General features: G+C 70.7%; 21 protein-coding genes. 19 read left to right on the forward strand and 2 right to left on the reverse strand.

The features are described 5' to 3' along the window. Positions 1-44 precede the first annotated feature (44 nt). Positions 45-1058, reverse strand: a complete 1014-nt coding sequence (locus tag ACIBI9_RS20650) for a LacI family DNA-binding transcriptional regulator (RefSeq protein ID WP_397223747.1) — start codon at positions 1056-1058, stop codon at positions 45-47. A gap of 124 nt (positions 1059-1182) precedes the next feature. Between ACIBI9_RS20650 and ACIBI9_RS20655 the strand changes: the two genes are divergently transcribed. The 13 genes from ACIBI9_RS20655 (at position 1183) to ACIBI9_RS20715 (ending at position 15798) form a co-directional block, all read left to right on the forward strand. Beyond that, positions 1183-2511: an ABC transporter substrate-binding protein gene (locus ACIBI9_RS20655; protein WP_397223748.1), complete on the forward strand. Its 1329-nt coding sequence runs from the start codon at positions 1183-1185 to the stop codon at positions 2509-2511. After that, the gene (locus ACIBI9_RS20660; RefSeq protein ID WP_397223749.1) at positions 2511-3434 is read left to right on the forward strand and encodes a carbohydrate ABC transporter permease; all 924 of its coding nucleotides are present in this window, start codon (positions 2511-2513) and stop codon (positions 3432-3434) included. The genes ACIBI9_RS20655 and ACIBI9_RS20660 overlap by 1 nt, the downstream gene beginning before the upstream one ends. Further along, positions 3431-4240: a carbohydrate ABC transporter permease gene (locus tag ACIBI9_RS20665; protein WP_397223750.1), complete on the forward strand. Its 810-nt coding sequence runs from the start codon at positions 3431-3433 to the stop codon at positions 4238-4240. Before ACIBI9_RS20660 ends, ACIBI9_RS20665 begins: the two co-directional genes overlap by 4 nt. A 3-nt stretch (positions 4241-4243) precedes the next feature. Then, positions 4244-6367, forward strand: a complete 2124-nt coding sequence (locus tag ACIBI9_RS20670) for a family 43 glycosylhydrolase (protein ID WP_397223751.1) — start codon at positions 4244-4246, stop codon at positions 6365-6367. 3 nt (positions 6368-6370) lie between these two features. Beyond that, positions 6371-7852 (forward strand): alpha-N-arabinofuranosidase, encoded by a 1482-nt coding sequence (locus ACIBI9_RS20675; protein ID WP_397223752.1) that lies wholly within the window; start codon positions 6371-6373, stop codon positions 7850-7852. 234 nt (positions 7853-8086) lie between these two features. Then, positions 8087-8287 (forward strand): hypothetical protein, encoded by a 201-nt coding sequence (locus ACIBI9_RS20680; protein WP_397223753.1) that lies wholly within the window; start codon positions 8087-8089, stop codon positions 8285-8287. Continuing rightward, a complete protein-coding gene (locus tag ACIBI9_RS20685; RefSeq protein WP_397223754.1) occupies positions 8287-8634 on the forward strand; it encodes an ArsR/SmtB family transcription factor in 348 nt (115 codons plus the stop codon). Before ACIBI9_RS20680 ends, ACIBI9_RS20685 begins: the two co-directional genes overlap by 1 nt. A 134-nt stretch (positions 8635-8768) precedes the next feature. Then, a complete protein-coding gene (locus ACIBI9_RS20690; RefSeq protein ID WP_397223755.1) occupies positions 8769-9251 on the forward strand; it encodes an NADH-quinone oxidoreductase subunit B family protein in 483 nt (160 codons plus the stop codon). Next, positions 9248-11269: a proton-conducting transporter membrane subunit gene (locus tag ACIBI9_RS20695; RefSeq protein ID WP_397223756.1), complete on the forward strand. Its 2022-nt coding sequence runs from the start codon at positions 9248-9250 to the stop codon at positions 11267-11269. Before ACIBI9_RS20690 ends, ACIBI9_RS20695 begins: the two co-directional genes overlap by 4 nt. Further along, positions 11266-12210: a respiratory chain complex I subunit 1 family protein gene (locus ACIBI9_RS20700; RefSeq protein WP_397223757.1), complete on the forward strand. Its 945-nt coding sequence runs from the start codon at positions 11266-11268 to the stop codon at positions 12208-12210. The genes ACIBI9_RS20695 and ACIBI9_RS20700 overlap by 4 nt, the downstream gene beginning before the upstream one ends. A gap of 14 nt (positions 12211-12224) precedes the next feature. Beyond that, positions 12225-12884 carry a hypothetical protein gene (locus tag ACIBI9_RS20705; RefSeq protein ID WP_397223758.1) on the forward strand — a complete coding sequence of 220 codons (660 nt, stop codon included), beginning with the start codon at positions 12225-12227 and terminating at the stop codon, positions 12882-12884. Further along, positions 12884-14332: a proton-conducting transporter membrane subunit gene (locus ACIBI9_RS20710; RefSeq protein ID WP_397223759.1), complete on the forward strand. Its 1449-nt coding sequence runs from the start codon at positions 12884-12886 to the stop codon at positions 14330-14332. The genes ACIBI9_RS20705 and ACIBI9_RS20710 overlap by 1 nt, the downstream gene beginning before the upstream one ends. Next, positions 14329-15798: an NADH-quinone oxidoreductase subunit C gene (locus ACIBI9_RS20715; RefSeq protein ID WP_397223760.1), complete on the forward strand. Its 1470-nt coding sequence runs from the start codon at positions 14329-14331 to the stop codon at positions 15796-15798. Before ACIBI9_RS20710 ends, ACIBI9_RS20715 begins: the two co-directional genes overlap by 4 nt. A gap of 192 nt (positions 15799-15990) precedes the next feature. On the opposite strand, the gene ACIBI9_RS20720 is transcribed toward ACIBI9_RS20715, so the two are convergent. Then, entirely contained in the window at positions 15991-16665 is a 675-nt protein-coding gene (locus ACIBI9_RS20720; protein WP_397223761.1) for a GntR family transcriptional regulator, read from the reverse strand. 122 nt (positions 16666-16787) lie between these two features. Between ACIBI9_RS20720 and ACIBI9_RS20725 the strand changes: the two genes are divergently transcribed. The 6 genes from ACIBI9_RS20725 (at position 16788) to ACIBI9_RS20750 (ending at position 24613) form a co-directional block, all read left to right on the forward strand. Next, entirely contained in the window at positions 16788-17846 is a 1059-nt protein-coding gene (locus ACIBI9_RS20725; RefSeq protein WP_397223762.1) for a sugar ABC transporter substrate-binding protein, read from the forward strand. Positions 17847-17871: 25 nt separating this feature from the next. Continuing rightward, the gene (locus ACIBI9_RS20730) at positions 17872-18957 is read left to right on the forward strand and encodes a mandelate racemase/muconate lactonizing enzyme family protein (protein ID WP_397223763.1); all 1086 of its coding nucleotides are present in this window, start codon (positions 17872-17874) and stop codon (positions 18955-18957) included. Then, the gene (locus ACIBI9_RS20735) at positions 18954-20024 is read left to right on the forward strand and encodes an ABC transporter permease (protein ID WP_397223764.1); all 1071 of its coding nucleotides are present in this window, start codon (positions 18954-18956) and stop codon (positions 20022-20024) included. Before ACIBI9_RS20730 ends, ACIBI9_RS20735 begins: the two co-directional genes overlap by 4 nt. Continuing rightward, on the forward strand, positions 20021-21019 hold the full coding sequence (locus ACIBI9_RS20740; protein WP_397223765.1) for an ABC transporter permease: 999 nt from the start codon (positions 20021-20023) through the stop codon (positions 21017-21019). Before ACIBI9_RS20735 ends, ACIBI9_RS20740 begins: the two co-directional genes overlap by 4 nt. Continuing rightward, entirely contained in the window at positions 21016-22545 is a 1530-nt protein-coding gene (locus ACIBI9_RS20745; protein WP_397223766.1) for a sugar ABC transporter ATP-binding protein, read from the forward strand. Before ACIBI9_RS20740 ends, ACIBI9_RS20745 begins: the two co-directional genes overlap by 4 nt. A gap of 145 nt (positions 22546-22690) precedes the next feature. Beyond that, positions 22691-24613, forward strand: a complete 1923-nt coding sequence (locus ACIBI9_RS20750; RefSeq protein ID WP_397223767.1) for an exo-alpha-sialidase — start codon at positions 22691-22693, stop codon at positions 24611-24613. Positions 24614-24886 lie beyond the last annotated feature (273 nt).

Here is a 24886-nt window from a genome sequence, read left to right on the forward strand (position 1 = left end):
CAAGCCCCGCCACCGCGCCCGCCTCGCTACCGCATACACCCAGCTCAGCTGAAAGCCGTACTTTCCCGAAATGCCAGTCGATGCGGCACGCACACCTCGTGTGCCTTGTCTGTCCCGCCGCTCAGCCGGTCGGCCAGCAGGTCCACCGCCGACTGCGCGATCAGCGCCTTGTCGGGCGCCACGGTCGACAGTGTGGGCGTGGCGAACCGGCCGTCCTGGATGTCGTCGAACCCCATCACCATCACGTCGCCCGGCACCTCGTACCCCCGCTTGAGCAGCGTCCGCAGGGCGCCCAGCGCGAGCGTGTCGTTGAAGCAGAAGACCGCGTCCGGCGCGCCGGAGTCGAGCAGGCGGCTCATGGCCTCGGCGCCGTCGGCGCGCCCCCAGCGTGCGACCGGCGCGACCAGTGACGGGTCGGCGGGGATGCCGGCCTCGGCGAGCGCCTGCTGGTAGCCCTTCAGCCGCAGGCGGCCCGTCGCGGCGGCGGCCGTGCGCTGCACGCCGATGGCGGCGATCCTGCGTCTGCCGCGCTCGGCCAGGTGCAGGGTGGCCGCCCGCGCGGCGGCCACGTTGTCGATGCCGACGTGATCGTACGGCGAGCGGCCCGTCCCGATGCGCTCCCCGAGCAGCACCATCGGCGTACGCTCGTCGCGCCCGGCCAGGTCCTTGCCGGTGAGCGCGAGCGGGCTGAACAGCAGCCCGTCGATGAGGTGGTCGCGGATCCCGGAGATCACCACGCGTTCCTTGGCCCGGTCGCCCTGGGTCTGGTCGATGAGCACGGTCCAGCCTCGCCGGTCGGCCGCCTCGATGACGTTGGTGGCCAGTTCGGCGAAGTAGGGGTTGTCGAGGTCGGGCACCGCCAGCGCGACCACGCCGGAGCGGCCCGCGCGCAGGCTGCGCGCCGACAGGTTCGGCCGGTAGGAGAGCTCGGCTATCGCCGCCTCCACCCGGGCGCGTGTCTCGTCACTGACATGGGGATAGTCGTTGACCACGTTGGACACGGTCTTGATCGACACCCCGGCCAGCTCGGCGACGTCCTTCAGCCTCGGCCGCACCATGCCCCCTTCGCCATCGGAACCCTACCTGGTTTACAACGATGTAACGAACTGGCGCCAGGCAATTTACAACGTTGGAACCAACGATGTAGAACGTCCGTAACCTCACGGGCAGGAGTGATCTGGCATGTCCCTCGACAATCTCTCCAGGCGGCACGCACTGGGCCTGGGCCTCGGCGCGCTGGTCATCGGCGCCGCGGGCTGCGGCGGAGGCGGCGGCCCCAAGCAGGCGCAGGCGCCGGCCACCACGTCGGCGCCCACCGAATACACCGGTCCCTCGGTCTCGCTGAAGTTCTGGAACGGCTTCACCGGCGGCGACGGCCCGGTCATGAAGAAGCTGGTGGACCAGTTCAACACCGAGCACCCGAACATCAAGGTGTCGATGAACGTCTACAAGTGGGAAGACTATTACGCGAAGGTCCCCGCGGCCGTCTCCGCAGGTCAAGGCCCTGACCTCGGCATCATGCACGTTGACAGCGTCGCCACCAACGCGGCACGGCAGGTGGTCCTGCCCCTCGACGACGTGGCCAACGCGCTCGGCCTCACCGAGGCGGACTTCTCCCCGCCGGTCTGGAAGGCCGGCGTCTACAAGGGCGCGCGCTACTCGATCCCGCTCGACGTGCACCCGCTCGGCATGTTCTACAACAAGACGGTCATGAAGAAAGCCGGGCTCGACCCGGAGCAGCCGCCCAAGACCGGCGAGGAGTACCTGGCGGCGCTGGAGGCGCTGAAGAAGGCGGGCATCCAGGGGCACTGGGCCACGCCGTTCCCGTTCACCGGAAGCATGCAGTTCGGGACGCTGCTCTACCAGAACGGCGGCCGGCTCTTCGCCGACGACGCCGGCGTCTCGCGCTTCGCCGAGGACCCCGGCGTGCAGGCCCTGACCTGGCTCGTCGACCTCATCAACAAGGGCTACAGCCCCAAGAACGTCGGCCAGGACGCCGACTTCATCGCCCTGCAGAACGGCAAGGCCGCGTTCAACTGGAACGGCATCTGGTCCATCAACACGCTCAAGGAGATCAAGAACCTGGAGTGGGGTGTCGCGCCGCTCCCGCAGATCGGGTCGAAGCCGGCGGCGTGGGCGGGCTCGCACCAGTTCGTGGTGTTCAAGCAGCGTACGCCCGACCAGAACAAGCTGACCGCGGCCAAGGTGTTCATCAACTGGATCAGCGGCCACTCGCTGGAGTGGGCCAAGGGCGGCCAGGTGCCGGCGCGCAAGTCGATCCGCGACGGCGCGGAGTTCGCGGCGCTGAAGGAGCAGGCCACGATCGGCACCCAGATCGACTACCTGTACTTCCTGCCGTCGGTGGCGGGCATCGGGGACGCCTCCGCGGTCGTCGACCAGGCGATCAACGCGGCGATCCTGCTCAAGAAGAGCCCCAAGGACGCGCTCACGGAGGCCGCCGCCAAGGCCGACAAGATCCTTGAGGCCAACCGGAAGAAGTACGGCGCCTGATGGTCGCGATCTCGGCGAAGAGGGCGGCGGAAGAGACGCCGGGGCGGGACGTGCCCGTTCCCCGAGCGGGCAAGGCGACGCCGTACCTGTTCCTGGCGCCGTACCTGATCCTGTTCTCCGTGTTCGTGCTGGCCCCGGCCCTGTTCGGGATCTGGGTGAGCCTGCACGACTGGGACTACCTGCTCGAGGGCAAGCCGTTCGTCGGCCTGGACAACTACACGGCGCTGTTCGACGACCAGTCGCCCGTCTACGGCGACTTCTGGATGTCGATGCGGGCGACGGGGATCTTCACCGTGTTCAGCGTGCCGTTCCTGGTCGTGCTGCCGCTCGGGGTGGCGTTGCTGCTCAACCGGCCCTTCCGGGGCAGGACGCTGTTCCGGGGGCTGTTCTTCGCGCCGTTCGTGCTGGGCGTGGCGGTGGTGTGCCTGATGTGGCGGCTGCTGCTCGACCCGAACCTCGGCCTGGTCGACTGGATACTCGGCACGCCGATCCCCTGGACCACCGCGACGCCGTGGGCCTGGATCGCGCTGGTCGGGGTGACGGTCTGGTGGACGCTCGGGTTCAACGCGGTGATCTACCTGGCCGGGATGCAGGACATCCCGCGCGAGCTGTACGACGCGGCGAAGGTGGACGGCGCGGGGCGGTGGGGCGAGTTCGTCCACGTCACGCTGCCGGGGCTGCGGCCCGTCGCGCTGTTCGTGGTGACGACGACGATCCTGGCCTCGGCGAACATGTTCGGGCAGTCGTACCTGCTGACCCAGGGGGCGCCGGGCGGGGGCACGCGGACCGCGATCATGTACATGCTCCAGCAGGGGCTCAGGGAGTACAAGATGGGCAGCGCCTCGGCCATGAGCTACCTGCTCACGCTGCTGCTGATCCTGGTCAGCGTGGCCAACTTCCGGCTGTTCAGGACCCGGCCATGAAGCGCTACACGGGCCTGCTGGCCCTCGCCGTGCTGTTCGTGGGGCCGCTGGTGTGGGCCTTGGGCGTGTCGTTCAAGACGCAGACCGAGGCCACCCGGGTGCCGCCCACGCTGCTGCCCGCCGAGCCGACGACCTCCGCGTACGGGACGGTCTTCCAGGGCACCACGGACACGCCGGTGCTGCGCTGGTTCGCCAACAGTCTCATCGCCGCCACAGGGCACATGCTGCTGGTGCTCGCGGTGTCGTCGCTGGCCGCGTACGCGCTGGCCAGGCTGGAGTTCCGCGGCAAGAAGCTGATGTTCGGGGTGATCGTCGGCACGCTGCTGGTGCCGGGGTTCGTCTTCCTCATCCCGCAGTTCCTGATCGTCGACCGGCTCGGCTGGCTGGACAGCCTGACGGCGCTCATCGTGCCGGGGGCGGCGGGCGCGTTCGGGGTGTTCTTCCTGCGGCAGTTCTTCCTCGGGCTGCCGCGTGAGCTGGACGAGGCCGCGCTGATGGAGGGCGCCAACCACTGGCACATCTTCTGGCGGATCACGCTGCCGCTGTCGCGGCCCGCGCTGGCCACGCTGGCCGTGCTGAGCTTCCTGTCCAACTGGAACGACTTCATCTGGCCGATCTACGTGATCTTCAGTCCCGAGTACTTCACGCTGCCGCCGGGCCTGTCGATCCTGCAGGGCGCGTACACGATCCACTATCCGGTGATCATGGCGGGCGCGGTGCTGGCCGGCATACCCGTCCTGATCCTCTTCAGTCTGACCCAGCGGTACGTCATCGAAGGCATCTCTCGTAGCGGCCTGAAAGGCTGACCTATGCACTTGGCTGTCATCGCCACGCTGATCCTCTCCCTCTTCACCAATCCGGTGTCCAGTTCCTTCTCCGACACGTTCGCCGACCCCTCGGTGATCCGCGGGCAGGACGGCTACTGGTACTCCTACGGCACGTCGGACCCGCTGCGCGAGGGCGAGAAGGTCCTGCACAGGCTGCCGATCGCCCGCTCCGGCGACCTGGTCAACTGGACCTACGTGGGCGACGCGTTCGGGCCGGACAACCTGCCGTCGTACGCGGCGCCGGGCAGTCTGTTCTGGGCACCGGACATCCGTTACCTCGACGGCCGGTACGTCATGTACTTCACCGTCACCGACACCGCCACCACCCCCGCCAACTGGGACTACTCGATCGGCGCCGCCACTGCGCCCACGCCGACCGGGCCGTGGACGCACATCGACGCCCCGGTCGTCGCCCCGCGCCCCTCGGGCAACTCCTACTGGAACACGATCGACCCCTCGCAGTTCACCGACGTGGACGGGCGCAAGTACCTGTACTTCGGCGGGTTCTTCGGCGGCCTGTGGGTGACCGAGCTGTCCGCCGACGGGCTGCACGCCACCGGGCAGCCGCAGCAGGTCGCGATCGACAACAAGTTCGAGGGCGCGTACGTGGTGCGCCACGACGGCTACTACTACCTGCTCGGCTCCTCGGCGAACTGCTGCGCCGGGCCGACCACCGGCTACTCGGTGCTGGCCGGGCGCTCGACCAGCCCGCGCGGGCCGTTCGTCGACCGCGAGGGCGTGCCGCTGCTGGCCTCACGCGCCGGTGGCACCCCTGTCCTGGACCAGAACGGCAACCGCTTCATCGGCACCGGCCACCACGCCCAGCTCACCGACCTTTCCGGTCAGGACTGGATGCTCTACCACGCCATCGATCGAAGCGACCCGTTCCTGGACGAGCCGTACGGGATCAACGAGCGGCCCATGCTGCTGGACCGGCTGGACTGGATCGACGGCTGGCCGACCGTGCGTGCGGGGGCCGGGCCTTCCGAGCAGTCGCGGGAGACGCCGGTGACCCGCGGGGTCGTGGACGACCGGTTCGCGGGCGATCTGTCGGGCTGGCGGAACACGGCCGGCTGGACCGTACAGGATGGATATGTCCGTGGCCAGGGCACGCTCATCAGCCGCAAGTCGCTCGGCGGGGACGTCCGCGTCGAGACCGACCTCAAGACGGACAAGTCCGCCGGGATTCGCATCGGCGGCACGACCGCGGTCGTTTCGCGCGACGGGTTGACGCTCACCTCGGGCGGCGCGTCCCGTACGGTGGCGCTGCCCGGAGGGGCCGCGACCTGGCACAACCTGGCCGTCACCGTCAAGGGACGGACGATCACCGCCGAGGTGACCGAGGCCCGGCTCCGTGACCCACAGGCGAGCGTCACCGTCACGGGCAGCGCGAACGGCCCGATCGGGCTGATCTCCGACGGGGGCGCCGACTTCGACAACGTCTCCGCCGCCCCGCTGTTCAAGGCCGTCACCAAGGCGGCGCCGACGCCGCGTACGGGCAGGCTGCTGGCCGCCGACGAGTTCGACGGGCCGCTCGACTCCCGCTGGACCTGGGTGCGGCAGGACGCCGCGGCCAAGACCGAGGAGGGCGTGCTGCGCTGGCCCGTCCAGGGCGCCGACCTGGTCGGGGCCGGCAACAAGGCGTCGGTGCTGCTGCGCGAGGCCCCCAAGGGCGACTACGTCGTGGAGACCAAGGTCACGCTCGACCTGGGCGAGGACGCCGTACGCAACTACCAGCAGGCCGGGCTGGTCGCCTACGCCTCCGACGACGACTTCGCCCGCCTGTCCCAGGTCGCCATCTGGAACACCCGCCAGGTCGAGTACGGCCGCGAGCTGGCCTTCGCCGACCGCCTGTCCTACGGCGGCAACATCGTCGGCCCGCCCGCCAGGACCACCTGGCTGCGGCTGGCGCACCACGTGGACCCGGCCAACGGGGAGCACGAGTTCCGCGCCGGATCCAGCCGCGACGGCAAGACCTGGACCTGGGGCGGCGTGTGGACCTTCCCCAAGGACACGGCCGTGCGCATCGGCCTGGTCGCCCACGGAGGGGCCCAGCCGGCCGTCAACGCCGACTTCGACTATGTACGCGTCTACCGAGGAGCCTGACCTGTGCCGCAAGCACACCTGACCCTTGACCCCTCTTTCCGCATCGCCCCCGTCAACCGGCGCCTGTTCGGCTCGTTCGTCGAGCACATGGGCCGGTGTGTCTACACCGGCATCTACGAACCGGGCCACCCTGCGGCGGACGACAACGGCTTCCGCACCGACGTGCTGGAGCTGACCCGCGAGATGGGCGTGAGCGTGGTCCGCTACCCGGGAGGCAACTTCGTCTCCGGCTACCGCTGGGAGGACGGCGTCGGCCCCGACCGGCCCTCCCGGCTGGACCTGGCCTGGCGGCAGATCGAGACGAACGCGTTCGGGCTCAACGAGTTCATGACCTGGACCCGGGCCGCCGGGGTGGAGCCGATGATGGCCGTCAACCTCGGCACCCGGGGCCTCCAGGAGGCCTGTGACCTGCTCGAATACGCCAACCACCCCTCGGGTACGCAGTGGTCGGACCTGCGGGTCAAACACGGAGTGACCGACCCGTACGGGATCAAGCTCTGGTGTCTCGGCAACGAGATGGACGGACCCTGGCAGATCGGCCACAAGACCGCGCACGAGTACGGACGCCTCGCGAACGAGACCGCCAAGGCCATGCGGCTCGTCGACCCCGACATCGAGCTGGTGCTGTGCGGCAGCTCCAACAGCGGGATGCCGACGTTCGGCGCGTGGGAGGCCACCGTGCTCGAACACGCCTACGACGCGGTCGACTACCTGTCGCTGCACAACTACTACGAGGAGAATGGCGACCTGCCCGGCTTCCTCTGCAGCGCCGTGGACATGGACCGCTACATCTCGGCCATCGTGGCCACGGCCGACCACATCGGGGCGAAGCTCCGGCGCAAGAAGAAGATCAACCTGTCCTTCGACGAGTGGAACGTCTGGTACCAAAGCCGGTTCACCGGGCGCGAGCGCTCGCCGTTCCAGGAGGCGCCGGAGCTGATCGAGGACACCTTCACCGCCGCCGACGCCGTGGTGGTGGGGGACTTCCTGATCACGCTGCTGCGGCACGCCGACCGGGTGAGCATCGCCTGCCAGGCGCAGCTCGCCAACATCATCGCGCCGATCAGGACCGAGCCCGGCGGCCCGGCCTGGCGTCAGACGATCTTCCACCCGTTCGCGCTGACGGCCCGGCACGCGCGCGGCACCGTGCTGCGGGTGGAGCCGTTCGGGCCGCTCCTGGAGACCGAACGGTACGGCGAGGCGCCCGCGTTGTCGGCGGTGGCCACCGTCGATGGGTCCCGGGTGGCGCTGTTCGCCGTCAACCGGTCGCCCGACCAGGACCTCGACCTCACCGCCCGGCTCCCGGCGGCGGTCAGGCCGGTGTCGGCCTCGGTGATCGCCGCCGGGGACGACCCGCACCGGGTGGAGGCCCTTCCGCAGCCGCTGACCGTACAGGCTGACGGTGACCGGCTGACGGCGCGGTTGCCCGCCGCCTCGTGGACGATGATTCTTGCGGAGTGCGAAAACTTGCGTGATCAGCAATAATTTGTAGATCGAGTCGAGGCCGCGGTCCAGCTCGCGCTGGACCGCGGCCTCGACACCTCTGAGTCTCGGACATGGCGGGGTCTCACCGCGGACGTGGCCGCGCTGACAGTGCGGTCAGGACGCGATGCGGGTCACCGGCCACCTCCGCCGCACGCTATCGTAATTGCGAAGATGCGTAATTGCTGTGAGTGTGGTGTTCGCGGGCTGGGTCGCGCGGGCGGATGAGAGGTGCTGGTGAGCACGGTGTTTGCTGCTGCGGTGCGGGAACGGGTCGGCCTGGCCTGGCAGGCGTTGCAGGCCGCCCGCGACGCTGATGACGCGCACGCGCTGCTGGTGGCCGAGGACGAGTGGGAGGACGCTTGCCGGCTGGCCCAGGCGCACGGGATCGCCGTCGAGCAGGGTCGTCCCGGCTCGCAAGGGGAGGCGGGGGCGTGATGTCGGTACCGCTTTATGAGGCCAAGGCCGAGCTGTTTCGACTGCTGGGCCATCCGGTGCGGATCCGGGTGCTGGAGCTGCTGCAGGACGGGCCCATGCCGGTGCGGGAGCTGCTGGACGAGATCGAGGTGGAGCCGACCGGGCTGTCGCAGCATCTGGCGGTGCTGCGCCGCTCGGGCATGGTGACCGCGCAGCGCGACGGGGCCACCGTGGTCTACGCGCTGGCCGGTGGCCGGGTGGCCGGGCTGCTGCGCGCAGCCCGCGAGCTGCTCGCCGAGAAACTGTCCGGGCAGCACGAACTGCTCAGCGAGCTGCTGGAGGACAAAGCCGAAAGCGGCGCCTCGTGAGCCGGTTGGCCTCGGCGTCCGCCGATCGGAGCGGGCTGCCGGCCGCGTCGCGGCAGCCACCGCGTCGGCCTCGACCCGGGTGATCTTCTGCTGATCGTCTGGGGTCCTGGCTGGTGAGCGGTGGAGGGGCAACGATGGGGTTGTGGCGGAAGATCGTGAAGACGGGCCGGGTGGCCGAGCCCGCGCCGGAGCGCGCACCGGGTGAGCCGCCGGTGGGGGCGGCGGAGCTTGCCGGATCGGTGCAGATCAGGCATGTGGACGCGGGGTCGTGCAACGGGTGCGAGGTGGAGATCGCCTCGGCGTTCGGGCCGGTGTACGACGCCGAGCGGTACGGTGCGCGGCTGGTGGCCTCGCCGCGGCATGCGGACGCCCTGCTGGTGACCGGGCCGGTGACCCGCAATATGGAGGTGGCGCTGCGCCGCACCCATGACGCGGTCCCCGAACCGCGGCTGGTGATCGCGCTGGGTGACTGCGCGCGTAACTGCGGCGTGTTCGCCGGAGCCTATGGGGTGGCCGGTGCGGTGAGCGACGTGGTGCCGGTGGACGTGGAGGTGCCGGGGTGCCCGCCGGAGCCTGAGGTGATCGTGGCGGCGTTGCGGGGGCTGACCGGCCGATGAACCTGGTCGGCACGCTGTATGTGGTGGCGCTGTCCGGCTGCGCGGTCGCCGCTGTGGCCGCCTTGCTGGCTCCGCCACGGGTGCGACTGCGTCTGGCGGGCTGGTGCACGGCAGGCGGGGGCGGGCTGGGAGCGGCGGCGGGTGTGGTGGCCGTGGTGGGTGCCGGGGCCGGTCAGAGCTGGTCGGCCTGGCTGCCGGAGCTGCTGCCGCTGGCCGGGATACGGCTGGCGATCGATCCCCTGAGCGGGGTGTTCATCGCGGTCACCGGGGTGGTGGCGGTGTGCGCGGCGATCTACGGGATCGGCTACTGCTCCCACGGCCTGGACGGGCGCGTCTTCCAGTCCGTGCTGCCGCTGTTCGTGGCGGCCATGCTGGCGGTGCCCGCGGCGGCCAGTGTGAGCACGTTCCTGCTGGCCTGGGAGCTGATGGCGGTGTCGTCGCTGCTGCTGGTCCTGGCCGAGCACCGGCGGCGGGCCGCGGTGGGCCGGGCCGGGCTGTGGTACGGGGTCATGACGCATCTCGGCCTGGTGACGATCCTGGCCGGGCTGGTCGCGTTCGCCGCCGGGGCCGGCGGGGAGAGCTTCGAGCAGTTGCGCGCCGCCGCGCTGTCGCCGACCGCCAAGACCGTGGTGTTCCTGGCGGTGTTCGCCGGGTTCGCCTCGAAGGCGGGCATCGTGCCGCTGCACGTGTGGCTGCCACGGGCGCATCCGGAGGCGCCGAGTCACGTGTCGGCGCTGATGAGCGCGGCGATGGTGAACATGGGCGCTTACGGCGTGATCCGGGTCGGGCTGGACCTGCTGCACGGCGGTCCCGTCTGGTGGTGGCTGCTGGTGCTGGGACTGGGCGCGGCGTCGGCCCTGTTCGGAATCTTGCAAGCGGTGGTGGCCTCGGATCTGAAGCGGCTGCTGGGTTACTCCACGACGGAGAACCTGGGGCTGGTGCTGGTCGGTGTGGGCGCGGCGGGCTTCTTCGCGGCGTCCAGGCTGCCGGCGCTGGCGGCGTTGGCGCTGGCCGCGGCGCTGCTGCACGTGGTCAACCACGCCGCGTTCAAGACGGTGTTGTTCTTGTCGGCGGGCTCGGTGCTGCACGCGACGGGCACCCGCGATCTGGACGCGCTGGGCGGGCTGCGCACGCGGCTGCCGTACACGACCGTCGTGTTCGCGGTCGGCGCGTTGTGCGCCTCGGCGCTGCCGCCCGGTAACGCCTTCGTCAGCGAGTGGCTGCTGCTGCAGAGTCTGATCCACGCACTGCCTGGGTCCGGGGTGGCGGGTGCGGTGACGATGCCGCTGGCCGTGGGGGTGATCGCGTTGTCGGCGGGGCTGGCGGTGGCCACCTTCGTCAAGGCGTTCGGCGTGGGGTTCCTGGCCCGGCCGCGCAGCGCCGAGGCCGAGCGGGCCAGTGAGAGCCCGCCGTCGATGCTGGGCGGGATGGCGCTCGCGGTGGCGGGCTGTGCGGCTTTGGCGCTGGCCCCCACGCTGGCCGTGCCCGCGCTCGGCCGGGCTGTGGCCGTGGTGTTCCCGGCAGCGGACGTGGTGAGCGGGGAGCTGACTCTGCGGCTGACGGGGGTCGCCGGGGTGATCTCGCCGCTGCTGATCGCCGTCGCCCTGCTGGCGGCCGTCATGGGTGTGCTGGGCTTGGTACGTGCGGTGGCGGCGCGGCGGGCACGGCGGGCCGCCCGGCTCTGGGATTGCGGCGCGGGACCGATGTCGGCGCGCATGGAGTACACCGCGACGTCGTTCGCCGAGCCGTTGCAGCGGGTCTTCGACGACGTGCTGGCGCCCGAAAGCGATGTGGACGTCACTCCGGTGAAGGAGTCGGCCTACTTGGTGGAGCGCGTGCGCTTCCAGGCGCGGGTGCCGGATCGGATCGAGCACCGGCTCTATGATCCGCTGATCGCCGCCGTGCCGGCCGTCGGGCGCGCCGCCCGCGCCCTGGCCACCGGCAGCGTGCACCGCTATCTCGGCTACGGGTTCTGGGCGCTGACCGCGGCGATGATCGTTTTGGTGGTGCTGTGGTGACGGGCGTGATCGGAGCGGTGCTCCAGGTGATCGTCGTCGGAGTCGGCTCGCCGCTGCTGGTGGGGGTGATGCGGCAGGTCCGCGCCCGGCTGGAGGGACGCGCAGGGGCCGGGATCCTGCAGCCGTGGCGGGACTTGCGCAAGCTGATGCGCAAAGAGCCGATCACTCCGCGCGGCACCGGCTGGGTGTTCCGCGCCGCGCCGCTGCTGCTGGCCGGCACCGCGCTGGTCGTGGCCGCGGTGGTGCCGCTGGTGACCACGGCCTCGCCGCTGGACGGGGTGGCCGACCTGTTCGCGGTGACCGCGCTGCTGGCACTGGGGTCGGTGGCGCTGGCGCTGGGCGCGCTGGACACCGGGACGGCGTTCGGCGGGATGGGCGCCAGCCGGGAGATGACCGTGCTGGCGCTGGTGGAGCCGACGATCCTGGTGTCGATCTTCGCGCTGTCGATCAGAGTCGGCTCGACCAGCCTGGGAGCGATCGTGACGGCGGCGGTGGAGGATCCGTTGTCGGTGATCTCCCCGGTGAGCGTGCTCGCCGCGGTCGCCCTGGCGATCGTCACGATCGCCGAGACCGGCCGGATCCCGGTGGACAATCCCTCCACGCATCTGGAGCTGACGATGATCCACGAGGCGATGGTGCTGGAGTACGCAGGCCCGGACCTGGCGCTGATCGAGTGGGCGTCGGCGATGCGGCTGTCGGTGCTGCTGGGCCTGCTGGCCAGCCTGTTCTTCCCCCTGGGGATCGCGGTCGCGGACGCGGGAGTGCTCGCGCTGCTGCTGTCGATGATCGCGCTCGTCCTGAAGGTGGGGCTGCTGGGGGTGCTGCTCGCGGTTGGTGAGGTGTTCATGGCCAAGCTCCGGCTGTTCCGCGTTCCCGAGCTGCTGGCCGGTTCGTTCCTGTTGGCGCTGCTGGCCGTGGCCGCTTCCTTCTTCCTGGCCTGAACGTGGACGTGAACATGACTGATGCGATGTACGTCCAGCTGCTGGACCTGGCCTGCGGGGCGTTCCTGCTCACAGGGGTGCTGGTGCTGTGGCGGCGCGAGTTGTCGGCGATCGTGTGGCTGTTCGCCCTGCAAGGCGTGGCGCTGACCGCGCTGATCGTCGTCCTCGGCGTCCGGCAGGCAGACCTCGAACTGATCCTGATCGGTCTCGGGGTGGGCGCGTTGCGCGCCGCGCTGCTGCCGTACCTGATGCGCCGCGCGCTGGTGGCGAGCGGCGAGGGCCGCGAGACACAGCCGCTGGTCAACGTGGCGACCTCACTGCTGGTGGCGGCGGTGCTGGCGATGCTCGCCTACGCGATCTCCCAGCCCCTGGTACGGCTGTCGCCCACCCCGGCCACGCAGGCGGTGCCGATCGCGCTGACCGTGCTGTTGATCGGGTTCTTCGTCCTGGTGACCCGGCGGCGGGCGCTGTCACAGCTGGTGGGCTTCCTGCTGATGGACAACGCCATCACCGCCACCGCGTTCCTGACCACCAGCGGCGTCCCGCTCGTCGTCGAGCTGGGGATCTCCCTGGATGTCCTGCTGGCCGTGCTGGTGCTGCAGGTGCTGACCACCCGGATGCGGGCCGCCTTCGGCGGCACTGATCTGGACGAGCTGCGGGAGTTGCACGACTGATGGACGGCTTGCTGGTGATCGCTCCGGTCGCGGTGCCCGCGGCGGCCGCGTGCGTCTACGCCGTGCTCGGCTGGAACCGCGTCACCGCCTGGTTGGGCACGCTGTCCGCGGCCGGCCTGCTGGCCTGCGCCATCGCGCTGGCCGCGGCGGACCGGCGGGAAGCGCTCGCGGGGCTGCTGCACTGCGACGCACTGAGCGCCTTCATGCTGATCGTGATCGGCGCGGTGGCGCTGCTGGCGATGGCCGCCAGCCCCGCCTACCTGGCGGCCGAGCTCGCCGCCGGGCACACCGGCCCGCGCGCGATGCGCCGCTACGGGGTGCTGACCCAGTCGTTCATCGCCGCGATGGCGCTGGCCGTCCTGGCCTCCAGCCTGGGCCTGCTGTGGGTGGCCATCGAGGCGACCACCATCCTGACCGCCTTCCTGGTCGGGCACCGGCGCACCCGCCAGGCCACGGAGGCCGCGTGGAAGTACGTGGTCATCTGCTCGGTCGGCATCGCGCTCGCGCTGCTGGGCATCGTCATGGTCCACTACGCCGGCACCCACGCCGGCGTGGCCTCCCTGGACTGGGCGGCGCTGGCCGAGCACGCGAACCGGCTCGACCCCGGCGTGATGCGCATCGCGGTCATGCTGCTCGTGCTCGGGTTCGGCACCAAGGCCGGGCTGGCACCGATGCACGCCTGGTTGCCCGACGCGCACAGCCAGGCCCCGGCTCCGGTGTCGGCGCTGATGTCAGGGGTGCTGCTGTCGGTGGCGTTCTACGCCATCCTGCGCGTCAAGGTCATCGCCGATGTGACCCTCAGCGCCGGGTTCATGCGCACGCTGCTCGTCATCGTGGCGCTGGCCTCTCTGGCCGTGGCCGCGCTGCTGCTGCTCGGCCAGCGCGACTACAAGCGGCTGCTGGCCTACTCCAGCATCGAGCACATGGGGCTGCTCGCCCTCGGCGCGGCGATCGGCAACACCCTCGCCCTGGTCGCCGTCCTGCTGCACATCCTCGGCCACGGGCTCGGCAAGTCGGTGCTGTTCCTGTCCGCAGGACAGCTGCACCAGGCGCTCGGCAGCAGCCGCATCCACGCGGCAAGCGGCCTCATGGCCAGAGCGCCGCTGCTGGCCGGGGCGTTCGCGCTGGGGCTGCTGGCCCTGCTCGGCCTCCCGCCGTTCAGCCTGTTCGCCAGCGAGCTGGGCATCGCGCGGGCGGGCTTCGCCGCCGGGCTGGGCTGGGCGGTCGCGGCGGCCCTGGTGCTGATGCTCATCATCGTCGCCGCCATCGGCCGCCACAGCCGCCGCATGCTCCTGGGCGGCGGGCCGGGCGACGCCATCGCGCTACCGGCCACCGTGGCCGCCCCGCTGGTCGCGGGCCTGGCCGCCTGCGCCGTCCTGGGCATCACTCTTGGGCCGCTGCGCTCCTTGCTGCAGGCCGCCGCCACCATCGCCGGAGCAACGCCATGAGCACGCGCGCCATCGCCGTCATCAGCCCCGCCGAACTGCCCGGACAAGCCGCCCGGCTGCTGGCCGACGGCCACCGGCTGGCGCTGGTCTCCGCACGCCAGGAGGCCGGCGGATTCGCCCTGGCGTACCTGTTCGTCGCCGGCCGCCCGGATCGCCGTACCGAGCTGCGGCTCCGCCTCCCCTCCGAGCAGCCGGCCGTGCCCAGCCTGGCCCACCTGTCCTTCCCCGCAGGCCGGTTCGAGCGGGAGATCCGCGACCTGTACGGCATCACCCCCCTCGACCACCCACTCCCCCGGCGGCTGGTGCGCCACCACCACTGGCCGCGCGGCTGGTACCCCATGCGCGCCGATGCCGGGCCGCCGCCGTCGTTCGGCGACCCCGAAGGGCCTTACCCGTTCGTCACCGTCGAGGGCCAGGGCGTCTACGAGATCCCCGTCGGCCCCGTCCACGCCGGCCTCATCGAACCGGGGCATTTCCGCTTCTCCGTGGTCGGCGAGACCATCATCAAGCTCAAGGCACGGCTCTGGTTCGTGCACAAGGGCATCGAGAAGCTCTTCGAGGGCCGCCACCCCGCCGACGGGCTGGAGCTGGCCGAGCGCGTCAGCGGCGACACCTCCGTCGGCCACGCGCTCGCCTACTGCCTGGCCGTGGAAGAGGCCACCCAGGCCCCGGTCAGCGCGCGGGCGCAGCGGGAGCGGGCCATGCTGCTGGAGCTGGAACGCCTCTACAACCACGTCACCGACCTGGGCGCACTCTGCAACGACGTGGCCTTCCCCATCCTGCACGCGCACACCGCACGCATCCGCGAACAACTCCTGCGGATCAACGCCGAGGTCACCGGACACCGGCTGCTGCGCGGCGGCATCCGCCTCGGCGACGCCCACCTGCAGGCCCTCCCCGACCCCGATCAGCTGCACGCCATCGGCACCGACGTGGCCGAACTCGCCGAGCTCGCCCTTGGCCACAGCGTGGTCGCCGACCGTTTCACCGGCACCGCCGTCCTGTCCGCCGCCGCCGCCCGAGACCTGGGCACGCTCGGCTATGTGGCCCGCGCCAGCGGCCTGGACCTCGACGCCCGCCGCGACCACCCCTTCACCGACCTCGGCGACTTCGTTCCTGCCCGCCGCACCAGCGGGGACGTGCTGGCCCGCTTCCAGATCCGGGCCGAGGAGATCGCCACCTCCATCGCCCTGATCACTCATCTGGTCGACGACCCCACGGCGCCGGCGGACTCACCTCCGGCCGAGGGATCTTCCTCGGGCGTGGGACTCGTCGAGGGCTGGCGCGGCACGATCGCCCACCGCATCGAACTCGCCTCCGACGGGACTCTCACCCGCGTGAAGATCGTCGACCCGTCCTTCTTCAACTGGCCCGCTCTTCCGGTAGCGCTCAACAGCGCGATCGTCCCCGACTTTCCCCTGGTCAACAAGAGCTTCAACCTGTCCTACGCCGGCAACGACCTCTGACAGCAGACGCGCCGGCATCCGAGCGGCCCGCCAAGGTCGCCGCCGTGAAGTCGGCCCCGGCTACATCGACGACCGGACTCGGAGGAGACCACGGCCGGGCCCGCCGCCGCCCGGCACCGATCCGTCGTCGCCCGGGGATGGTGCCGAGCGCCCAGGCGGGTGGGGTAGGCAGGGCCGGTCGGCGGGCGGGTGTCAGTCGAATGCCGTCAGTTGTCGCTCACGCGCCGCGCTCAGGTGCCCTCGCATCGCCGCCTCGGCCGCGTCCGGGTCCCCGGCCCCGATGGCCGCGGCGACGCGTTGGTGCTCCTCGATCGTCGTGCCGGCGTGGGCGTAGGGGAAGTATCTCCGGTGCAGGTGAAGGTGGACATGCAGGCGCTCGAGGCCGTCGCGGAGCAGGGGGTTGCCCGACGCCTCGGCGATGAGGTCGTGGAAGCGGGCGTCGTGGGTGGTGAAGGCCGCGTGCCAGCGCCAGCCTCCACGGTCGTCCGGCTCCTGCGCGATCGATGTGGCGGCCTCCGCGATGATCGACTCGCGTTGCGCTGAGGTGGCCCGCTCGGCGGCCCATCGCGCGGTGGCGCACTCCAGCAGCAGCCGCATCTCGAACAGGTGGTTGAACTCGGCACGGGTGAGCAGCGGGGTGACCGTGTAGCCCACGAGGGGGCGCTTGCGGACCAGCCCGTCGGACTCCAGGCGAGCCAGGGCCTCGCGAATCGGCGTCTGGGACACCTCGAGCTCGCGGGCCAGCGCGTCGATGTTGACGCGGTCGTCGGGCTGCATGCTGTGCTCGAGGATGCGCGCCCTGAGCACGTCGTAGACGTCGTCGCCGAGCGTCGATCGCCTGAGCCGGATCGGTTCGGTGGATGCCATCGGGCCCAATCCTCCCACGGAGTCGGCGTGTCACCGGAAGGTCAAGTCTTGACGTCCTGACGAGCAGGAACTATACCTCCATGAAACATCCTATAGGATCTATGATCCTGAGAGGCGCCGTCATGAATCAACGACCACTGATCCGGCTCGGCGGGCTGGCTGCCACCCTCGTGCTCGCCGTCACCGCCACCGCCGGTTGCACGAGGAAGAGCGACGACACGACGACGGCCGGCGCGCCCACCCGGACGCCCGACCAGGTCAAGATCGCCCTGGTCCCCGGCGGGGCACATCCCTACTTCCAGCCGTGGAAGGACGCCGCCGCCAAGGCGAAGAGCGATCTCGGCGTCGGCGACGTCACCTTCAACGAGACCTCCGACTGGGACCAGACCAAGCAGAACGACGTGCTGAAGTCCCTCGCCGCGCAGGGCTACAACGCCTTCGGCGTCTTCGGCGTCTCCCCGGAGAACATCAACGCCACCTTCGAGGACCTCAAGCGGCAGGGCTTCCCGGTCGCCTCGCTGGCGTCCTGCCCGGCCGGCGAGGTCGACAAGGCGGACTTCTGCCTGTCCACCGACGTGCAGCTGGCCGGCTACAAGGCGGCGCAGGCCGCGATCGAGGCCATGGGCGGTCAGGGCGACCTCGTGCACCTGACCGGCAACAAGGTGGATTCCAACACCCAGCGCCGCATCGCGGGGGTGCAGAAGGCGGTCGATGAGACCGGCGGGAAGGTCAAGCTCCTGCAGACCGTGACCGACGTGGACAAGGACCTGCAGACGGCCCAGAAGGCCGTCGCCGACCTCCTCGCCGCCAAGGGCGACCAGATCCAGGGCATCGTCAACACCGCCTACAACCCCGCGGTGGCCTCCGCGGAGGGCGTCGAGCGGTCCAAGCTGCCGATCAAGGTCGTCGCGATCGACGACGACAAGGCCATCCTCGCCGGCCTCAGGGACGGCTCGGTCGCCGCGACCGTGCTGCAGAACCCGGTCGGCCAGGCGTCCGTCGGCTCTTACGCGCTGACGAAGCTCGCGGGCGGCTGCACGATGGCGCAACCGGGAGTGATCATCGACTCCGGTTCCTTCGTCGTGACCAAGGACGACATCGACACCTACGACACGGACCGCCAGGCGAAGACGGACGAGCTGAAGAAGGCGTTCGACAGCCAGTACTTGTCCTGCAAGTAGTCCCACGAGCCCAGGAGGAGCCACTTTGCCCGCGATCATCCACGCGGAAGCGTATCTCGTCGACCTCGCGGTCGAGACCGTCCGCACGGACGCCGTCCAGTCGTTCATCAAGCAGGAGACCGTCTTCGTCGAGATCCGGACCGACGACGGCGGCACCGGCACCGGTTACACGTACACGATCGGCACCGGCGGCACCGCCGTGCTCGCCCTGCTGCGCGACTACCTGTTGCCCAGGCTGACGGGCGCGGACGCCCGCCGGGTTGAGGCGGTGTGGCACGATCTGTTCGCCGCGACCCGGGCGACCACGGTCGGCGCGATCACCTCCCTGGCCCTCGCCGCCGTCGACACGGCCCTGTGGGACTGGCGGTGCCGCGACGCCGGCCAGCCGCTGTGGGTTCTCGCGGGTGGCGCGAAGGACCGCATCCCGCTGTACGACACCGAGGGCGGCTGGCTGCACCTCACCACCGAGGAGCTCATCGCCGGCGCCAAGGCCAGCCAGTCCGCGGGCTGGCCCGGCGTGAAGCTCAAGATCGGCCGCTCTCCCGTCGAGGACGCGGAAAGGCTGGCCGCCGTCCGTGCGGCGGTCGGGCCCGACTTCGACCTGATGCTCGACGCCAACCAGTCACTCACTCCCGCGGAGGCCGTCAGGCGGGCCCGGCTCCTCGAACCGTCCGACCCCTACTGGTTCGAGGAGCCGCTGCCGGGAGATGACGTCGCCGGGCACCAGGCACTGGCCGCGGCCGCCTCGATCCCCGTCGCGGTGGGTGAGTCGCTCTACTCCGTGGCGCAGTTCCGCGAGTATCTGCACCGGCAAGCGGTCGGCATCGTGCAGGTGGACGTGGCACGCATCGGCGGCATCACGCCCTGGCTCAAGGTCGCGCACCTGGCCGAGGCGTACAACGTGCCGGTTTGTCCGCATTTCCTCATGGAGCTGCACGTGAGCCTCTGCTGTGCGGTCCCGAACAGCCGCTACCTGGAGCACATCCCCCAGCTCAGGGCGATCACCCGGCAGGAGATCGGGATCGCCGACGGGCACGCCCTGGCGCCGGACTCCCCCGGACTCGGCATCGAGTGGGACCGCGACGCGATCGACGACCGGAGAGTCGCGTGAGCACGCGGACCGCGACGCCGCCGGAGACCCCCGCGGCGGGTCCGCCCGGACCGCGCGGGCCGTCGAGGATGCCGCTCTGGGCGAACCCGCGCCTCGGGCTGCTCATCCTGCTGATCGCCCTGGTCGCGATCTTCACCGTGCTGCGGCCGGCGTTCATGGACACCACGCTCACGCTCGTGCCGCTGCAGTCGGACATCAGCGTGTACGCGGTGGTCGGCCTCTCCCAGTTGGCGGTCCTGTCGCTGGGGCACATGAACATGGCCGTCGGCCGGATGGCGGCGATGAGCGCGTTCGCCATGGGCCTCGCCCACGACCGGCTCGGCGTGCCGCTGATCGTCGCCCTGGTGATCGGGCTGATCGTGGGCACCTCGCTCGGCGCGCTGGCCGGGCTGATCATCTCGCGTACCGGCGTCAACTCGTTCGTGGTCACGCTGGCGATGGACTTCGCCCTGGTGGGGCTCATCACCATCCTCTACACCAGGTTCACCGACGGCGTCGCCTTCAGCAGCCGGCCCGCCGGCATGGACGCGCTGCGCAATGACACGTTCGCCGACTACTGCATGGGTGACCTGTGCGGCCCGCACATCCCACTCGTCGTGCCACTCGCCCTCGTCGCGGTGCTGGCGGTGGGACTGCTGTTCCGCTTCAGCAGGCTGGGCCGGGAGATCCTGATGACCGGCGCCAACGAGAAGGCGGCCGAGCTGTCCGGCATCCCCGTCCGGAGCCGGGTGGTGCAGGCCCACGCGCTCAGCGGGCTGCTGGCCGGGATGGCCGGCTTCCTGCTCGCCGCGAACAACGGCGCGTTCTCGGCGCGCATCGGCGACGCGTTCCTGCTGCCTTCCTTCCTCGGCCCGGTGCTCGGCGGCACGCTGCTGGCCGGCGGCGCCGTCAGCGTGCTCGGCACGGTGCTGGGCGCGACGCTCACCCAGGTCATCTACAAGGGCCTGAACCTGCTGCAGTTCCAGCTCGACCAGCTCAATCTCTACATCGGCCTGGTGCTGCTCGGCGCGCTGTCGCTCGATCGGGTGCGCCATGTCGTCGCGGAACGAAGGAGGGCTCGGGCATGAGCACCGGCACCACGACGGCCGGCCGCGCCGGACTCGGCGGGAGGCTCAAGGACGTCACCGCCCGGCCGGAGTTCACCCTCGCGGTGCTCGCGGCCGCCGGTTTCGTCGCGCTCGCCGTCGCCACGGACGGCAACCTGCTCTCGCGCGGCACGCTGGACGCGTTCTTCCGCTTCCTCGCCGTCCCGATCGTCATCGGGCTCTCCCAGATGGTCGTGCTGGCCATCGGCCAGATGAACCTGTCGGTCGGCACGCTCACGGGCCTGTGCGCCATGGTCGCGGCGTGGCTCATGCTCGAAGGCGGTCTGCCCGCCCCGCTGGCCGTGCCGGCCGCGCTCGGGGTCGGTCTCGCCGCCGGCCTGGTCAACGGGCTGCTCGTCGTGTTCACCCGGATCAACGGGTTCATCGTGACCCTCGCCACCATGACGATCATCGAGGGGCTGCGGTACGGGGTCAACGGCCCCGACACCTTCCAGGGGTACTCGCCATGGCTGCGCGGCCTCGGCACCGCCTCGGTGCTCGGGCTGCCGGTCGTCCTCGTCCTCGCTCTGGTGGTGGCCGCCCTGGTGGCCCTGTTCTTCGGCCGCGCGGTCATGGGCCGGCAGTTGCTGGCGACCGGCGGCAGCCCGTTCGCCGCGCGGCTTTCCGGCATCTCCAACGATCGGTCGATCGTCATCGCGCACGGGCTCAGCGGCCTGCTCGCCGGCGTCGCCGCCGTCATCACGGTCGCCGCCTCCGGCTCCGTCAACTCCAGCATCGGCGACGATCTGCTGCTGCAGAGCTTCGCCGCGCCGATCATCGGCGGGGTGGCGCTCGCCGGCGGGGTGGTCAGCGTGGCCGGCACCTGCCTCGCGGCGCTCCTGGTTCGGCTGGTGGACGTCATGCAGGCGCAGTTCGACATCAACCCGCGCTGGATCGACCTGATCGTCGGCGCGGTCGTCCTCGGTGCGGTGCTGCTCGGCACCGTACGCCAGAAGCTGTCGAAGGGGTCGTCATGATGCTCACCGCCGAGAACCTGGTGAAGACGTTCCCGGGAGTCCGCGCGCTGGACAGGGCCACCCTGCGGCTCGCCGCGGGCAGCGTGCACGCCCTGCTCGGCGAGAACGGCGCGGGCAAGAGCACGCTCATCAAGATCCTCACCGGGGTGCACAGGCCGGACGGCGGGCGGGTCACGCTCGGCGACGCCGAGCTGCACCTGAACGGGCCACTCGACGCCCAGCGGGCCGGCATCGGCGTGGTGCACCAGGAGCGCAACCTGATCCCCGAGTTCTCCATCGCCGAGAACATCCTGCTCCACCACCTGCCGCGGCGCTTCGGTCTCGTGGACCGGGCGCGGATGCGTGCCGAGGCCGGCCGCTGCCTCGGCCTGCTCGATCTGGACCTCGACCCGGGCACCCCGGTCTCCCGGCTTTCCGTGGCGCAGGCGCAGCTGGTCGAGATCGCCAAGGCGCTGAGCGTCGACAGCAGGGTGCTCCTGCTCGACGAGCCGACCGCGTCGCTCACCGGGGACGAGGCCGACCGGCTCTACGGGATCGTGCGCAAGCTGCGCGACAGCGGACACGCCGTCGTGCTGGTGAGCCACAAGCTGGAGGAGGTGTTCGCGGTCGCGGACACGGTCACCGTGCTGCGCGACGGGCGCAGCGTGGCCGAGGCCGAGCCGCTCGCCGGCTACACGCAGGACCAGATCGTCGACCTCATGGTCGGGCGGGCGTACTCCTCGGTCCGCCTCGCCGAGCGCCACGTCGACCCGGTGACGCCGCCGGCCCTGCGGCTGGACAAGGTGTGCACCGCGCGGGGCCACCGCGACATCTCCCTGTCGGTGCGCCCGGGAGAGATCCTCGGACTGTACGGCCTGGTCGGAGCCGGCCGCAGCGAACTGGCCAAGGCGCTGCTCGGGCTCGACCGGATCACGTCGGGAACCGTGGAGGTGCGGGGCCGTCCGGTGCGCATCCGCGATGTCGGCGAGGCGCTCCGCGGCCACCGCATCGGCTACGTGACCGAGAACCGCAAGGAAGAGGGCCTCTTCCTTGACCAGCCGATCACCCGCAACGTCGGCGTCACCGTGTGGCGGCGCCTGGCCAGGGCCGGGCTGGTGACCGACCGGGCGGAACGTCGTCTGGTGGCCCGGTACGTCGACCGGCTGGGCATCCGGATCTCGTCGCCGTCCCAGCTCGCGGGCCAGCTCTCCGGTGGCAACCAGCAGAAGGTGAGCCTCGCGAAGTGGCTCGCCGCCGAATGCGAGATCCTCATCGTGGACGAGCCGACGGTCGGCATCGACGTACGCACCAAGGCGGCGTTCCACGAGCTGATCGCCGAGCTGGCCGGAGCAGGGCTGGCGCTGCTGCTGATCTCCTCGGACCTGCCGGAGATCGTCACTCTGGCCGACCGGATCGCGGTGATGAACGACTTCAGCCTCCGCGGCGAGCTGGTCAACGACCACGATTACGCCCGGATGAGCCAGGCGATCATCCGGTTGATCCACGCCGAACGGACGCCCGGGGGGCAGGTGCGTCACGCCTTGTAGGACGACGTCCCTCGCCCCAGACGGTTCTGGCACCGGACGCGCTGTTACAAGCCGGGCAACATTCTACGTTCACCATCTATTTAACATCCGACGTTGGACGTAGGATGTCCCCTCGTAACCTTCTCCTGTCAGGAAGGGCGAGGACATGACCCATGGTCATCCCCCGGAGGGCCGTACCGGGCTCCGCGCCCGGCGCCGCCGGGCGGGCGCCGTAGTGGTGCTTGCCGGCTTACTCGTCAGCGCGTTCGGCGCGCCGGCGACCGCGGCGCCGGCCGAAACCTTCGAGGCCGGCGCGACCGCCGACACCGCACCGTTCGTGGACGAGCAGGTGCTCTACAAACAGGGCGACTTCGGATACGGCTGCTTCCGGATCCCCGCCGTGGTGCGGGCCGCGAACGGCATGCTCCTGGCGTTCGCCGAGGGACGGGTGAAGGATTGCGGCGACGACGAGGACATCGACCTCGTGCTGCGCCGTTCCGCCGACGGCGGGCGGACCTGGGGCCCGCTGCAGGTGATCTCGGAGGGCAACGGCACGACCCACGGCAACCCGGTGCCGATCGTCGACGAGCGCACCGGGCGGGTCGTGCTGGTGAGCACCCACAACGGTCCGGAGCCGTGCCCGAACGGCTGTGACCGCGACCCCTGGGTGCAGTTCAGTGACGACCACGGGGCGACCTGGTCGGCCGCCAGGGAGATGACCGAGGGCAAGCGTCCGGAGTGGAACTTCTGGTATGCCACCGGCCCGATGCACGGCATCCAGCTCAAGCGGGGCCCGCACGCCGGGCGGCTGGTCGCCGGGGCGAGTTTCGAGAGCTGGGACCGGGTCGGCAAGCACGTCTACGGCACACACCTGCTCTACAGCGACGACAGCGGGGCGACATGGAACATCGGCGCCGAGACGTTCCGCGATGACGGCGCGGTCATCGCCCAGGAGGTCACCGTCGTCGAGCTGACCGACGGGCGGATCTACGCCTCGGCCCGTGAGCGCGGCACCGACGAGGGCAGCCGGGCGTACGCGACCAGCAGCGACAGCGGCGAGACGTGGGACGCCCCGTTCCGCACCGTGCCGACGCTGGCCACGACTGACATCCAGGCGTCGCTGCTGCGGTTCGGTGACGGGCGCATCCTCTTCTCCTCACCGATGCACCCGGGCGCCCGGGAAGCGATGGGGATCCGGTCGTCCTACGACGAGGGACGCCGCTTCGAGACCTGGGACGAGGGCAAGGTCTTCCACTGGGGGCCGTCGGCGTACTCGGACATGGTGCGTCTGGACGGCGACGAGGCGGCCCTGATGTACGAGGCCGGCACCATCACGCCGTACGAGCAGATCCGCTTCGCACGGTTCAACGAGGCCTACCTGGAGACGCCGAACGGCACCCCGCCTGGCATCCCCGGTCCCCCGGCGCCCGGCCCGACGACGCCGGACAAGTCGCCGTACCGCAACCAGGCGTATGTCCGCGGTGGTGCGCAGACCGCCGACGGGCGGTTCGGCGACGGGCTGGCCCTGGACCGGGTGGACGACCGGGTGGAGGTGGCGTTCGACGACTCCATCGACCTCGGCGCGAAGGACTTCACGCTGACCTCCTGGATCCGCTATTCGGAGCAGACCGGCGCGCACGCGATCCTCTGGTTCCACCGGGTGAACAGGGGCACCAACCCGCCGGCGCTGTGGCTGCGGGCCGAACCGGCCGCCAACCGCATCCGGGCGGTCCTCTCCGTCGACCGGTTCAACGTGACCGTACAGTCGCCGAGCGCGTACAACGACGGGCAGTGGCACTTCGTGGCGCTCCAACGGGTACGTGACGAGCTCCGGCTCCTGGTGGACGGCGTGCAGGTCTCGTCGGCGGCGGCGCCGGCCGGTTCGCTGACGCTCGGCAAGGAGTTCGGGCTCGAGGGAATCCACATCGGACAGCGGATGGACGGTGTGGACCGCTTCCGCGGAACGCTGGACGAGGTACGCGTCTACCGGCGCGCCCTCACCGACGCCGAGCTGGACCTGGTCCGACGGTGGAACCTCCCGATCGGCGGCCGGCTCGGGCTGCGGCTGCCGTTCGATCACGTCGGCTAAGGGGACGAGAACCCCGCTTCGAGATGGCGCTCGCGAGCCCCGGCGGGCGCCATCTCCGTGCCTTGACGGCGTCTGCGAAGGACATCCTACGTCCTGTCGCATGCGCAGGCCGTCGAGCTCCACGGTGGCGAGCACGTCCAGCGCCGCCTCAAGGCGTGTCCAGTCGATCGACTCGTCGTCCCGGATGGGCAGCAGGACCGTACCCCAGGTGCCGCCGAGCGTCCCCGGCGTCAATGCCTCCACGACGCCTCGCCATCCGTTCGGCACACCTAG

Source organism: Nonomuraea sp. NPDC050451 (assembly GCF_044458585.1).

Excerpts from the sequence above, each read along its gene's own strand:
- ACIBI9_RS20650 (WP_397223747.1), bottom strand. The coding sequence starts at position 1,058 with ATGGTGCGGCCGAGGCTGAAGGACGTCGCCGAGCTGGCCGGGGTGTCG.
- ACIBI9_RS20655 (WP_397223748.1), top strand. The coding sequence starts at position 1,183 with ATGTCCCTCGACAATCTCTCCAGGCGGCACGCACTGGGCCTGGGCCTC.
- ACIBI9_RS20660 (WP_397223749.1), top strand. The coding sequence starts at position 2,511 with ATGGTCGCGATCTCGGCGAAGAGGGCGGCGGAAGAGACGCCGGGGCGG.
- ACIBI9_RS20665 (WP_397223750.1), top strand. The coding sequence starts at position 3,431 with ATGAAGCGCTACACGGGCCTGCTGGCCCTCGCCGTGCTGTTCGTGGGG.
- ACIBI9_RS20670 (WP_397223751.1), top strand. The coding sequence starts at position 4,244 with ATGCACTTGGCTGTCATCGCCACGCTGATCCTCTCCCTCTTCACCAAT.
- ACIBI9_RS20685 (WP_397223754.1), top strand. The coding sequence starts at position 8,287 with ATGTCGGTACCGCTTTATGAGGCCAAGGCCGAGCTGTTTCGACTGCTG.
- ACIBI9_RS20690 (WP_397223755.1), top strand. The coding sequence starts at position 8,769 with ATGGGGTTGTGGCGGAAGATCGTGAAGACGGGCCGGGTGGCCGAGCCC.
- ACIBI9_RS20695 (WP_397223756.1), top strand. The coding sequence starts at position 9,248 with ATGAACCTGGTCGGCACGCTGTATGTGGTGGCGCTGTCCGGCTGCGCG.
- ACIBI9_RS20705 (WP_397223758.1), top strand. The coding sequence starts at position 12,225 with ATGACTGATGCGATGTACGTCCAGCTGCTGGACCTGGCCTGCGGGGCG.
- ACIBI9_RS20710 (WP_397223759.1), top strand. The coding sequence starts at position 12,884 with ATGGACGGCTTGCTGGTGATCGCTCCGGTCGCGGTGCCCGCGGCGGCC.
- ACIBI9_RS20715 (WP_397223760.1), top strand. The coding sequence starts at position 14,329 with ATGAGCACGCGCGCCATCGCCGTCATCAGCCCCGCCGAACTGCCCGGA.
- ACIBI9_RS20720 (WP_397223761.1), bottom strand. The coding sequence starts at position 16,665 with ATGGCATCCACCGAACCGATCCGGCTCAGGCGATCGACGCTCGGCGAC.
- ACIBI9_RS20725 (WP_397223762.1), top strand. The coding sequence starts at position 16,788 with ATGAATCAACGACCACTGATCCGGCTCGGCGGGCTGGCTGCCACCCTC.
- ACIBI9_RS20740 (WP_397223765.1), top strand. The coding sequence starts at position 20,021 with ATGAGCACCGGCACCACGACGGCCGGCCGCGCCGGACTCGGCGGGAGG.
- ACIBI9_RS20745 (WP_397223766.1), top strand. The coding sequence starts at position 21,016 with ATGATGCTCACCGCCGAGAACCTGGTGAAGACGTTCCCGGGAGTCCGC.
- ACIBI9_RS20750 (WP_397223767.1), top strand. The coding sequence starts at position 22,691 with ATGACCCATGGTCATCCCCCGGAGGGCCGTACCGGGCTCCGCGCCCGG.